Raw genomic sequence first — 12,204 nt, 5'->3', positions numbered from 1 at the left:
CATTCTCGAATATAATTGATATTTTTATACTACATACCGTTTTAGTATGCGGTATTATAATTATGAGCAGAGCAATAAATACGGTAATAACCAGTACGGGAAGTTATATTCCAAAAAATATTATTTCTGGTAGTGAATTCTTAAATTCGACTTTTTTTGAGAATGGAAATCTATTGGAGAAAGAGAATTCGGAGATCATTAATAAATTCTCTGAAATTACGGAAATCGTGGAGCGGCGCTACGCCTGCCCTGAGCAGTTAAGCAATCATATTGGCGCAATGGCTGCAGAAAAAGCCATTGAAAATGCGGGTATTGATAAAGAAACCTTAGACTATATTATATTTTGTCATAATTTTGGTGATATCCCTTTGGGTAGCAACCGCATTGACATTTTGCCGTCTTTAGCTTCAAAGGTAAAACAACAACTGGGCATTCAAAATCCAGACTGCGTTGCCTACGACATCATTTTTGGTTGCCCGGGATGGGTTCAAGGCGCAATACAGGCAGATTACTATATTAAAAGCGGAGACGCAAAACGTGTTATGGTTATTGGTGCAGAAACCTTAAGCCGTATCATCGATCCACATGACCGTGATAGCATGATCTTTTCGGACGGTGCCGGAGCTGTAATTTTCGAAGCAGAGGAATCAGAAGAAAAAAGAGGAATACTAGCACATAAAACAGAAACGCACGCTGTTAATCATGGTAATTTACTTACCATGGGCAAGGGATTTCATCCTGATGAAACCAATGGAAACTTATACCTAAAAATGAACGGTCGTAAACTGTATGAATTTGCAGTCATTCAGGTACCCCAGGTAATTAAAAAAGCCATTGATAAAGCAGGCTTAAGTATTGAAGATGTAAATATAGTATTCGTTCACCAGGCCAACGGCAAAATGGATACCGCTATCATGAAACGTTTGTTCAAACTTTATGGCAAAGATACAGTGCCTGAAAACTTAGTCCCAATGACGATTTCATGGTTAGGAAACAGTTCGGTTGCCACTGTACCAACCTTGTTGGACCTGGTATTAAAAGGTGAAGTTAAAGGCTATACAGTTAAGCCTGGCGATGTAGCTGTTTTTGCTTCAGTAGGAGCAGGGATGCACATTAATGCTTTTGTACACCGCTTCTAATTTGCTAACCGTTTTAAACCGGCCCTAGCCTGGCTTTCAATACTGCTTTCAAACTCATGATTTTTCATGGCAATGGCAGTATTGAAAGCCTCTTTCGCTTTCGCGTTATTTTTCCTTCTTTCATAAACCTTACCCATCTGCACCGCAGCGTTTGCAGCAAAATAATATTTTAGGTTTTTACCTTCATTAATGGTCTGCTGATAAGCCGCTAATGCCTGATCATCTTTTCCTAAATCATCATAAATTCTACCCAAACGGTAATTTAGTTCCGTTTTGTCTTTAGCGTTAGTGTAATCTGTTGCTTTCTTATCATCAAGTATCTGCAAGGCTCTGCTTAAATAACCCCCATCAAACAGCAGCCTGGCTTTTAAAAGATCAATGGTCGGCGTTCCTGCAACAGCTTCAGCTTTCGCCTGTTTGTCTTTTTCCATGTAGGCATATCCGTTTTTAACAGCCTTGGCTGCAAATGCCGTATAACCCGACTTATCTCCCTTCAGAAGAGAGATCCAACCCAAATGAAGGTAAGCATCCTTCACAAAATTAACGCCCTTAGTTGTCTGCAAAAAGCGGTTAAAGTGAGTTGCCGCATTAAGGTCTAGTTTGTTCAGGTGGGCAATACCCTCCAGATAATCTAAATAAGGAAAAGGCTGATAGACACCTCCCTCAGGCCGCTTTGCCAAAATATTAATGGCTTCTTCGCTATGCCCGTTTTTAATGCACACATAACTCTGCAAATAACTTTTTAATAAGCTGGTATCAGCAATCCGTTCGGTATATTTTATGGTTTTTGCATACGCCTGCGGGCTATGTGCTACATCAGTTAATACATAAGCGTAATAAAACACCACCTCTTCGTAAAAAGGCTCGTAAGAAGATTTCGGCAGATTGTCGGCCAGTTTTTCAAACATATTTAATCCATTCTGAAGGTTGCCTTTGATTCCAAAAGTAGATAGTGCTGTTTTTAAAGCTCCATCCGGAAGATTGCCAAGAACCGCATTAATCAGCCCCAGGCCTTTTAAGTTCAGGTGAAAATTCGGAAACTTTTTATTGTTCTCCTGCAAAAGGCTGTTTGCTTTTTTAACTTCCATTGCAGCATTAAAATATTCACCAAAACGGCCACGGATCAAAGCCCATTGCAGATTGATCTCTGCCTGTGCATACAGATAATAAGGCGAATTTTTATCATCATCACTGATTTGATCCAATCGACTAGATTTATTGCCTTTCAGACGGTCAAAATCAGCCTTGCTCTCTGAAGTTAAAACGGTAAAATAATCTACGTAATTTTCTAAAAGGGGGATAATGGAATTATTGGGATGTTGTTTTTTTTCGGTAGAGATATAAGCTCTGGCATTACCTAACTTAAGTTCGAATATACTTTTATAAGCATTTAAGCAATTGTTGTTAAAGTCGAAATTTGCAAATAAGGATGCGGGAAGCAGGAGAAGAGCAGAAAATGCAAAAGCAGGGAAGATTTTAGTCATTCGGGAATATATTTCAGTTTGATCCTGCGCCAAAGCAACAGTAGTTCACATTAAACAAATATCTACATTAAACGCTAAAATTATATTCTTGTTTTGTGTAAACGACAGAAAAATAGGTCTAAACAAAAAACGTCCCGATTAAATCGAGACGTTCTAATAATTTTATGAAGCGGATTAAGCTTCTGCTACTTCGTGAGTTAAAGCTTCATCAACCAAAATACGTCCACAGTGTTCGCAAACGATAATTTTTTTACGTTGGCGGATATCTAACTGACGTTGAGGCGGAATCTGGTTAAAACAACCTGAACAAGAATCGCGATCGATTGTTACTACTGCCAAACCATTTACAGCATTTTTGCGTAAACGTTTGTAGGCAACCAATAAACGCTCATCAATCTGAGGCTCAGCTTTATCAGCTTTCTTTTGTAAATCTTGCTCTTCCTTTTCAGTTTCAGCAGTAATTACATCAAGTTCGCCTTTTTTAACCTCTAAATCTTTCTTTCTGCCATCTAACTCAGCTTTAGCAGCTTCGTAGATTTCAGTTTTAGAAGTGATTTCGAAACCGTGTTCTTTAATTTTCTTTTCAGAAACCTGAATATCTAAACCTTGAATCTCAATTTCTTTCGTTAAAGCATCGTATTCACGGTTGTTTTTAACTTCTTTTAATTGAGTCTCGTATCTTTTGATGGCAGCCTGCGCATCTTTAATTGTATTTTTACGGGTTACGATTGAATCCTCAAGATCATCAAGTTCACCTTTGATTTTTGCAATTCTAGTTTCTAATCCTAAAACGTCATCCTCAAGATCGGCAACTTCCATTGGTAATTCACCACGTACCTGGCGGATCTTATCAATTTTTGTGTGGATATTTTGTAATTCGTATAAAGCCTTTAGCTTTTGTTCTACGGTTTGTTCCATTAAAACAAGTAATTTATGGGGTTTGTATTTTGCTCCGTTAAACGGATTGCAAAGTTAGTAAATTTTTTCTGAATAATTTCAAGCAATAAATTTGAGGTAAATTGTTCAGTTTCAAAGTGTCCGATGTCGGCAATGATCAATTTTTCCTCTGCATCAAAAAACTCGTGATATTTAAAATCTGCGGTAATAAAAGCATCCGCCCCGGCAGCAATGGCCTCTTTTAACAGGAAGCTTCCTGAGCCGCCGCAAACCGCTACTTTTTTAATTCTTTTGCCGATTACCTCCGTATGCCTAACCACTTTGGCCTGCATCCTGTCTTTTACCAAATGTAAAAAATCGTAGGCGTCCATATCATATTCCAGCCAGCCTACCATACCCGAACCGACCAATTGGTGTTTATTTTCGAGTTTGTAAATATCGTATGCTACTTCTTCGTAAGGGTGGTTTTCGAATAAGGCCACCAAAATTTTGCGCTCTGACTGCGTTGGATAAACCATTTCAATGCGGACTTCTGATTCGCGATGACGAACACCTTTTTCGCCCACAAGAGGATCTGAATCTTCATTACCTTTAAATGTACCAAAACCATCGGCATTGAAACTACATTCGCTGTAATTACCAATATTGCCTGCTCCCGCATAAAATAATGCTGAGCGCAATTGCTCTGCCTGAGCCTGCGGGCAATAAGTAACCAGTTTTTTTAAAAGACCTGTTTTAGGCAAAAGCACTTTGGTTCCGGTTAAGCCTAACCGCTCACAAATTCTCGCATTTACACCGGTATGGATACTATCAAGATTGGTATGGATGGCATAAAGCGCAATGTTATTCCTGATCGCCTTTAATACCACACGCTCTACATAATTTTTGCCGTTGAGTTTTTTTAAGCCTTTAAAAACGATTGGATGGTGGGTAATAATCAGATTGCAGCCTGTCGAAATCGCTTCATCCACAATCTTTTCTACACAATCTAAAGCCACCAAAGCACCGTGGATTTCCATATTCGGATCGCCAACAATTAAACCAGAGTTGTCGTAATCTTCCTGGTAATTAAGTGGTGCTATGCTTTCTAAATAATTGGTAATTTCAGCTAATTTCATTTGATAAATATAGAAAATTTGGGGTTTTGTTGATAAGAGAAATAATTAATGTTTTAGTTTTGAAAATGTACAGGCCCACTTAAAGTTCAACAAAACCATTCCCAATGTAATCAGTTCAAGTATAATTGTTGTCAGTCTGAACTTGTCGAAGACCGCTTAATATCCAAAACAAAAAATATTTGTCCTTCGAGAGGCTACCATCGATGTATTTTTTAATTATTTAAATATGAGTGGTTTATGCTCCCGGCGTATTTCCGCCCAACTAGGCCGTAGCACCGTATCTCCGTTCTACTTAAATCCGGCCTAACAAATTTTTCGGGCTCCACCTACATAGCCAACCCACCAACTTTGAAAGAAAAATTTTCAGCCGGTGTTTTTTGTTTTTTCATGAGCCTTTATATTTTCAACGGCATTCAAGCTAGCTCTGCTGGTCTTTTTGACACCAAAAAGAAAGAGCCCATCGGCGGCGGTGAGCCGAGGAAAGCATGAGCTGCAGGGTAAAAAAATCAACTATATACGTCATTAATATTGATTTTTATAGAAAAAATTATCCCTCAGGACGACACTATTTTTTGTTTATCCTTAAGTTAATCACATGGGAAAGGACTGGTAAAAACTAACCTAAGCACCAAAAAAACCCAGGTTTATAAACCCGACAGAAACAAAAAGCCCGCAAACCCGGTTTTTCATCGGGTGCGGACTTGTCGTGTATGGCGGGACGAACATTAAAAATTGCTCTGTCTTTGCTTTCCAAAAAATATTAATCCTATTAAAAATGAAAGGCTTACTGAAACCCGCCCATTCTTACCATCTGTAAACTTTCAAAAACCATTTTCTGGTTATGCTCAAAAGCCAGGGTTTTGTGGTTTACCACATCGATGATCGATCCGATAAAACATAAGCCTGCGGTTAAGAGATATAAAATACCCATTCCGATCTGCCCGATGATAAACCTTTGCAATCCGGGAACAGCAAATAAACCGATTAAACAGAATATAAGCATATCTGATGGGTTTTTCCTTTTGCTGCTGTAAACCATTAAGAAGTTACGCAACTGCTGCTCGGTTAATCCGGTGGTGGCCTGTTGTAAATATGAGAATTCTTCTGGCGTTATGCCTGGTAACGACATTAGAGGTGATTGAAATATATCCATGGTTTCTATGTATTTGTGGTTGAAATTTTAAACTTATTTTTATTTTTTATCAATGTGTAAATTCTATAAACTATTATCAAAAGCGCCGGAAACCCAAACCAATGTTCGGAAAAGCTTTCGGTAAACTCGCCATGTAAAATATGACTGATTGACCTGCCTATACCACATCCCGGACACCAGTCTTCAAAGCCTAAATTGGCTAAGGGACAAAGTGTAAAGTGATGCTCGTGGCTATTCGCTGTTCCCAGTAATACTAAAGCCGCTACCCAGAAAAAAAGTTCTAGTGGAAAGCTTTTAATGTATTTCATTGTTTCACTTTTTATATAATTTAGAGGTTATAGGGATCCCTTTGTTACATCAATTTGCCCTTAATCGACGAAAGGGGGATATATTTCGACAAAACGAGTAATGGAATCTAAGAATAAGACTTATTTCTTTCCTCAATTTAATTTTCACATCGCCACCCAGCCAAAAATAGTTAAAAAAACCTTTACACAAATTGCGGGTTAATATTAAAAGATAAGCTTATTTTTGTGCCTTGAACATCCGCGATTTAATAAACAGATACAAAACCGACGACAGGGTAACCCTATTTACCAAAGCGTTGAACAGCAGCAAAAACCCAAAGATACAATTAAAGGGATTGGTGGGTTCGGCTGACGCTATCGTTGCACTTTCTTCTTATTTCATATTACACAAGCCCATCCTGTTCGTTTTGCCAGACAGGGAAGAAGCCGCTTATTTTCAATCTGACCTTGAAAGTGTATTGGATAAGCAGGTTTTATTGTTCCCTTCTTCGTACCGCAAATCTTTCGATTTTACACAGGTAGATACTGCTAATGTGCTGGCCCGTGCAGAGGTATTGAATGAGCTGAACCACGATTCGGAGTACGGCAAAATTGTGGTTTCTTACCCCGAAGCCATTGCTGAAAAGGTAATTGACCGCTCTGCATTAGAAAAAAACACATTAGAAATTAGTTTAGGCGCCAAGTTGGGCATTGATTTTATTAATGAATTTTTAATTGATTACGATTTCGACAGAAGAGACTTTGTTTACGAACCAGGGCAGTTTTCTATCCGCGGTGGCATTGTAGATATATTTTCATTCTCGTCTGACCTTCCTTATCGCATCGAATTTTTTGGCGATGAAGTAGAAAGTATCAGAAGTTTTGAGATCGAAAGTCAATTATCTGTAGAAGATGTTAAATCGTTAACCATTGTACCGAATGTTCAGGCGAAGTTTCTAACCGAAAGCAATATCAGCATTCTTGATTATATTGATCAGGATACGCAACTTTGGTTTAAGGATGTTGAGTTTACCCTTGATATCATTAAAGCCGGTTTTAAGAAAGCGGTTGAACTTTGGAAAGCTTTATCTGTGACAGATAAAACCCAAAACCCTGAATGGATTGATCCGAAGTTTGCCTTTACAGACGAAAAATTACTGGGCGATCATCTACAGGATTTTCCTATTATCGAATTCGGCAAGCAGTTTTTTTATAAAACGGATAACCGTTTTGAGTTTGAAACCAAACCGCAACCTTCATTCAACAAAGATTTCAATCTCCTGATCCATAATTTAAAGGAGAACGAAAAGGCCGGAATCGTTAATTTTATTTTTACCGATTCGCCAAAACAGATCGAACGGTTATATGCTATTTTAGAGGATATTGATAAAACGGCCAAGTTTACGCCGATCAATAGCATGCTGCGTGAGGGTTTTATAGATCCGCAGATTCAGACTGCATTTTATACCGATCACCAAATTTTTGATCGTTACTATAAGTACAAGCTTAAAAAAGGTTATCAGAAAAGCCAGGCCATTACCCTAAAAGATTTAAGAGAGCTGAAATCTGGCGATTATGTTACTCATATTGATCACGGGATTGGTAAATATGCCGGGCTCGAAAAAGTTGAGGTAAATGGAAAAACCCAGGAGATGATCCGTTTAATTTATGCTGATAACGACCTGCTTTATGTAAACATCAACTCGCTAAACCGCATTGCCAAATACAGTGGCAAAGAAAGCGGTGTGCCTAAGATGAACAAACTGGGTACTGATGCCTGGGACAAGCTAAAAAAAACTACTAAAAAAAAAGTTAAAGACATCGCCCGGGACTTGATCAAACTTTATGCTTTGCGTAAAACCCAGGCCGGAACTGCATTCTCGCCAGATAGCTATTTACAAACCGAACTGGAGGCTTCTTTTATTTACGAAGATACCCCCGATCAGTTAAAAGCTACCCAGGATGTGAAAAAGGATATGGAATCGCCACATCCAATGGATCGATTGGTGTGTGGTGATGTTGGCTTCGGAAAAACAGAGATTGCGGTACGTGCTGCATTTAAGGCAGTAGCAGAAGGCAAACAGGCGGCGATCCTGGTACCAACAACCATTCTGGCTTTACAGCATTTTAAAACCTTCTCATCACGTTTAAAAGATTTCCCAGTTACGGTAGACTATATCAACCGTTTTAAAACCAGTAAACAGATTAAAGATACACTGGCCGAAGCTGCTTCAGGCAAAGTTGATATTTTAATCGGCACACATCGTTTATTAAGTAAGGACGTGAAGTTTAAAGATCTCGGCATCATGATTATAGATGAAGAGCAGAAATTTGGTGTTACCGCAAAAGAAAGGTTAAAAGCAGTACGTGTAAATGTTGATACTTTAACGCTTACAGCAACCCCGATTCCTAGAACATTGCATTTTTCTTTAATGGGTGCCAGGGATTTATCGATCATCAGTACACCGCCGCCAAACCGGCAGCCGGTGAGTACCGAGTTACATGTTTTTAACGACAAGCTGATTCAGGAGGCCGTTCAGTTTGAATTAGACCGCGGCGGACAGGTTTTCTTTATCCATAACCGGGTAAACGACCTGATGCAACTAGGTGGACTAATCCAGAAACTGATTCCAAAAGCCAGGATTGGTATTGCGCATGGAAAATTAGATGGAGATCAACTGGAAGATGTAATGCTGGATTTCATTAATGGAGAAAAAGATGTTTTGGTGGCAACCACAATTATCGAGGCTGGTTTAGATATCCCCAATGCCAATACCATTATCATCAACCATGCGCATATGTTTGGTTTGAGCGATCTGCACCAGATGCGTGGCAGGGTAGGCCGAAGCAATAAAAAGGCATTCTGTTATTTGCTTTCACCACCTTTATCTACCTTAACTTCCGAAGCACGTAAACGCTTAAGCGCCATTGAAGAGTTTTCTGATCTGGGCAGTGGCTTTAATGTGGCCATGCGCGATTTGGATATCCGTGGAAGCGGAAACTTACTGGGTGCCGAGCAGAGTGGTTTCATTGCCGAAATCGGTTTCGAAATGTACCATAAAATATTGGATGAAGCCATTCAGGAACTAAAAGAGGCAGAGTTTAAAGGCTTATTCGAAAATGAACCTGCCCGTCCGTTTGTAGGCTTTACACAGGTAGATACCGATCTTGAATTGTATATTCCAGATGCTTACATTACCAATATTACCGAGCGGTATAATTTATATACAGAACTTTCTAAACTCAATAACGAGGCTGAATTAGCCATTTTTGAAAAACATTTAGCTGATCGTTTCGGCCCGGTTCCACCACAGGTAAAAACCATGCTCAGTGTGGTGCGTTTACAGTGGCTGGGCAAAAAATTGGGTTTTGAGAAAATCAGCTTTAAGAAAAATAGTTTACGCGGATATTTCTTGAGTGATAAACAATCAGCTTATTTTGATTCGAATACTTTTACCAGGATTTTAACCTTTGCGCAAAATCATCCACGTATGTGCAATTTAAAAGAGGTAAAAAACACGTTGAGGATCGCTTTCGATAATGTAAGTACCGTTGAAGAAGCGATCCAAACTTTGGAGCTAATTGATTAAAAACGTTAATTCAGTCAATGGACTGACTGAATTAACGTTAATTCAGTCAGTCCATTGACTGAATTAACGTTTTTTGCTATATTTGGCTAAATGGAAAGTCAAATTATTAGATCTTTACAACCAATTATTCTCGACAAATTAGGGAAGAATAAGGTAATCCTGATCTTTGGTACCAGAAGAGTAGGGAAAACCTGGCTTGTAGAAAATATCATCAAAGATGCCAACATTGACTATCTATCCTTAAATGGGGAAGATCAGGATGTACAGGTATTATTATCTACACGAACTGCGGCCAACTATAAAAGAGTTTTAGGAAGTGCCAAATTACTTGTGATTGATGAAGCTCAGGTAATCCCTGAAATTGGAAAAATATTAAAGTTGCTGATCGATACTTTCAAAGATCTGACCATCATTGCAAGTGGATCATCTACTTTTGATCTTTCGAACCAAACAGGAGAGCCACTAACGGGAAGAAGTTTAACCTATTATCTTTATCCTATAGCACAGGTTGAATTGGACAAACAGGAAAATGCTTTACAAACTGCGCAGAACCTCGAAGAACGCTTAATTTTTGGATCGTACCCAGAATTATTCCATTTAAGTTCTTTGGCTGAAAAAGCACAATATTTAATAGAACTGGTAAAATCATATCTGCTAAAAGATATCTTGATGTACGAGAACATCCAGAACAGTGCTAAATTATTGGAGTTATTAAAACTTATTGCATACCAAGTGGGGTCAGAAGTTTCAATTGATGAGATTTCGCGCACTTTGGGCATCAGCAAAAATACGGTAGATCGCTATCTTGATTTACTTTCGAAAGTCTTTATCATTTACAAAGTTGGCGGATACAGTAATAACTTACGTAAGGAGGTTACAAAATCTTCTAAATGGTATTTCTATGATAACGGCATTCGGAACGCTATTATTAATGATTTTAGATTAATTGCGCTCCGGAATGATCAAGGACTTTTATGGGAAAATTATTGTTTTAGCGAGCGCATCAAAAAAATGGAATATGAACAGCAAAGTGCTATCTATTATTTTTGGAGAACTTATGATCAACAGGAAATTGACCTAATAGAGGTTAAAAATGGAGAAATTTTAGCTGCTGATTTTAAATGGGGCAATCAAAAAAAGAAAATACCCGGATTTTTTGCTAAAAATTACCCACAAGCCACGTTTGCTGTAATAAACAAAGAAAATTATTTAGATTTTATATTATAATGTTAGACCCCACCTTGTTGCTCGATTTAGTTAAAATGCAAATGCCCTATGGAAAATACAAAGGTTACCTGATCTGCAATATCCCCGAAAGTTATCTGCTGTGGTATAAGGATAAAGGCTTCCCGAAAGGAAAATTGGGCGATTTAATGGCTACGATGTTCGAAATACGGGTAAATGGTTTAGAGTATCTGTTAACGCCGTTGAAAAATCAGCGGTGATGCATCACTAAAGGAGATAAACCTCTAAATATACCGTCATTTCGAGCGGAGTGCAACGAAGCCGAGAACCCGAAGGCTCAGCGAAGCTAAATCTATTTAAACAGATCTCTCCATTGCGCTGCGCTTCAGTCGAGATGACGGTTTTCTATGGATTTTCATATTAAAGTCCCTCAGATCTAAATGAACTTTGCAGAAAAAATCTGCGTTGATCAGCGTAATCTGCGGGAAACAAATCTATATCTCACAACCATTTTCATCACAAACCGCATCATCATTTTTATTTAATGAAGTCAGCCTGGTTTTGGGTTGAGATTCCTTCCACTCTGTAAAACTTTTAGTAAGCGCATCAGTAAAAGCCTGAACAGGTTGAGCACCCGAAACACCGTATTTGCGGTCCATTACAAAATAAGGAACCCCTCTAATGCCCAGGTTCTGGCTTTCATAAATATCATAACGAACAGCCTCAGCAAACTCATTTCCATTCAAAACTGATTCCGCCTCATCTTTATCCAAACCAATTTCTACGGCAAGATCAATCAAGACATTCGTTTCACCAATATTTTTACTGTTTACGAAATGGGCTTCGAATAACTTTTCTTCTGCTAAATCCTGAAGGTTATGCTTTGCCGCCAAATGGATTAAACGGTGAGCGTTAAAGGTATTGGCAGGAATATTGGCGTCAAAATCCATAGTTAAACCTGCACTTGCAGCCATATCAACTACCTGCTTGGTCATTTGTTTAGCCTGCTCGATTGGCATTCCCTTGCTTCGAGAAAGATAATCGTAAACGGTTTCGTTATTGGTATTGTGGTACTCAGGGTTGAGCTGATAACTCTTCCAATCCACTTCAATTTCGTTTTTGAAAGGCAATTTTTCTATCGCCTGTTCAAAATGTCTTTTTCCGATATAGCAAAACGGACACATTACGTCCGACCAGATTTCTACTTTCATAATACAAAATTAGGATGATTATAATTGGCTATGGTAAGCTCAAAGTAAAAAGCCACTATCGTTCAGGATAGTGGCTCTCACGTCTCAATAGAGTTTTTATCTTGAGATATCGTCATTTCGACCGCAGTGGAGAAATCTTT

The 12,204-nt window shown here is 38.6% G+C and carries 11 protein-coding genes; 5 read left to right on the top strand and 6 right to left on the bottom strand.

Annotated features, from left to right (window positions below; all coding sequences use genetic code 11):
• Positions 1-62 precede the first annotated feature (62 nt).
• A complete protein-coding gene (locus QF042_RS01630) occupies positions 63-1,139 on the top strand; it encodes a 3-oxoacyl-ACP synthase III family protein (protein WP_307524681.1) in 1,077 nt (358 codons plus the stop codon).
• On the opposite strand, the gene QF042_RS01625 is transcribed toward QF042_RS01630, so the two are convergent.
• From QF042_RS01625 to QF042_RS01615, 3 genes are all read right to left on the bottom strand, one after another.
• Positions 1,136-2,623 (bottom strand): tetratricopeptide repeat protein, encoded by a 1,488-nt coding sequence (locus QF042_RS01625; protein ID WP_307524679.1) that lies wholly within the window; start codon positions 2,621-2,623, stop codon positions 1,136-1,138. The genes QF042_RS01630 and QF042_RS01625 overlap by 4 nt on opposite strands.
• A 174-nt stretch (positions 2,624-2,797) precedes the next feature.
• The gene (locus QF042_RS01620) at positions 2,798-3,541 is read right to left on the bottom strand and encodes a zinc ribbon domain-containing protein (protein ID WP_307524678.1); all 744 of its coding nucleotides are present in this window, start codon (positions 3,539-3,541) and stop codon (positions 2,798-2,800) included.
• The gene (locus QF042_RS01615; RefSeq protein ID WP_307524676.1) at positions 3,541-4,638 is read right to left on the bottom strand and encodes a Nif3-like dinuclear metal center hexameric protein; all 1,098 of its coding nucleotides are present in this window, start codon (positions 4,636-4,638) and stop codon (positions 3,541-3,543) included. The genes QF042_RS01620 and QF042_RS01615 overlap by 1 nt, the downstream gene beginning before the upstream one ends.
• Before the next feature lie 348 nt (positions 4,639-4,986).
• Between QF042_RS01615 and QF042_RS01610 the strand changes: the two genes are divergently transcribed.
• The gene (locus QF042_RS01610) at positions 4,987-5,127 is read left to right on the top strand and encodes a hypothetical protein (protein ID WP_307524674.1); all 141 of its coding nucleotides are present in this window, start codon (positions 4,987-4,989) and stop codon (positions 5,125-5,127) included.
• Positions 5,128-5,422: 295 nt separating this feature from the next.
• Here the strand turns inward: QF042_RS01610 and QF042_RS01605 are convergent, their stop codons facing one another.
• Together QF042_RS01605 and QF042_RS01600 are read right to left on the bottom strand one after the other, a co-directional pair.
• Positions 5,423-5,791, bottom strand: a complete 369-nt coding sequence (locus QF042_RS01605; protein WP_029274914.1) for a TM2 domain-containing protein — start codon at positions 5,789-5,791, stop codon at positions 5,423-5,425.
• 5 nt (positions 5,792-5,796) lie between these two features.
• The gene (locus QF042_RS01600; protein WP_307524671.1) at positions 5,797-6,099 is read right to left on the bottom strand and encodes a DUF2752 domain-containing protein; all 303 of its coding nucleotides are present in this window, start codon (positions 6,097-6,099) and stop codon (positions 5,797-5,799) included.
• Positions 6,100-6,329: 230 nt separating this feature from the next.
• Between QF042_RS01600 and mfd the strand changes: the two genes are divergently transcribed.
• The 3 genes from mfd to QF042_RS01585 all read left to right on the top strand — a co-directional run bounded on the left by mfd (position 6,330) and on the right by QF042_RS01585 (position 11,113).
• Positions 6,330-9,668 (top strand): transcription-repair coupling factor, encoded by a 3,339-nt coding sequence (gene mfd, locus QF042_RS01595; protein WP_307524669.1) that lies wholly within the window; start codon positions 6,330-6,332, stop codon positions 9,666-9,668.
• A 90-nt stretch (positions 9,669-9,758) separates the two neighbouring features.
• Positions 9,759-10,895, top strand: coding sequence for an ATP-binding protein (locus QF042_RS01590; RefSeq protein ID WP_307524667.1), 1,137 nt, complete (start codon positions 9,759-9,761; stop codon positions 10,893-10,895).
• Positions 10,895-11,113, top strand: a complete 219-nt coding sequence (locus QF042_RS01585; protein WP_025141651.1) for a DUF3820 family protein — start codon at positions 10,895-10,897, stop codon at positions 11,111-11,113. The genes QF042_RS01590 and QF042_RS01585 overlap by 1 nt, the downstream gene beginning before the upstream one ends.
• A 234-nt stretch (positions 11,114-11,347) precedes the next feature.
• Here QF042_RS01585 and QF042_RS01580 read toward each other — a convergent pair whose 3' ends face one another.
• Positions 11,348-12,064 (bottom strand): DsbA family oxidoreductase, encoded by a 717-nt coding sequence (locus QF042_RS01580; RefSeq protein ID WP_307524664.1) that lies wholly within the window; start codon positions 12,062-12,064, stop codon positions 11,348-11,350.
• Positions 12,065-12,204 lie beyond the last annotated feature (140 nt).

The sequence above is a fragment of the Pedobacter sp. W3I1 genome, from assembly GCF_030816015.1.
Taxonomy (GTDB): Bacteria; Bacteroidota; Bacteroidia; order Sphingobacteriales; family Sphingobacteriaceae; genus Pedobacter.
This window is presented reverse-complemented; position numbering and strand designations above follow the sequence as displayed.

Coding starts and splice junctions, on each gene's coding strand:
- QF042_RS01630 (WP_307524681.1), top strand. CDS start 63: ATGAGCAGAGCAATAAATACGGTAATAACCAGTACGGGAAGTTATATT.
- QF042_RS01625 (WP_307524679.1), bottom strand. CDS start 2,623: ATGACTAAAATCTTCCCTGCTTTTGCATTTTCTGCTCTTCTCCTGCTT.
- QF042_RS01620 (WP_307524678.1), bottom strand. CDS start 3,541: ATGGAACAAACCGTAGAACAAAAGCTAAAGGCTTTATACGAATTACAA.
- QF042_RS01615 (WP_307524676.1), bottom strand. CDS start 4,638: ATGAAATTAGCTGAAATTACCAATTATTTAGAAAGCATAGCACCACTT.
- QF042_RS01605 (WP_029274914.1), bottom strand. CDS start 5,791: ATGGATATATTTCAATCACCTCTAATGTCGTTACCAGGCATAACGCCA.
- QF042_RS01600 (WP_307524671.1), bottom strand. CDS start 6,099: ATGAAATACATTAAAAGCTTTCCACTAGAACTTTTTTTCTGGGTAGCG.
- QF042_RS01590 (WP_307524667.1), top strand. CDS start 9,759: ATGGAAAGTCAAATTATTAGATCTTTACAACCAATTATTCTCGACAAA.
- QF042_RS01585 (WP_025141651.1), top strand. CDS start 10,895: ATGTTAGACCCCACCTTGTTGCTCGATTTAGTTAAAATGCAAATGCCC.
- QF042_RS01580 (WP_307524664.1), bottom strand. CDS start 12,064: ATGAAAGTAGAAATCTGGTCGGACGTAATGTGTCCGTTTTGCTATATC.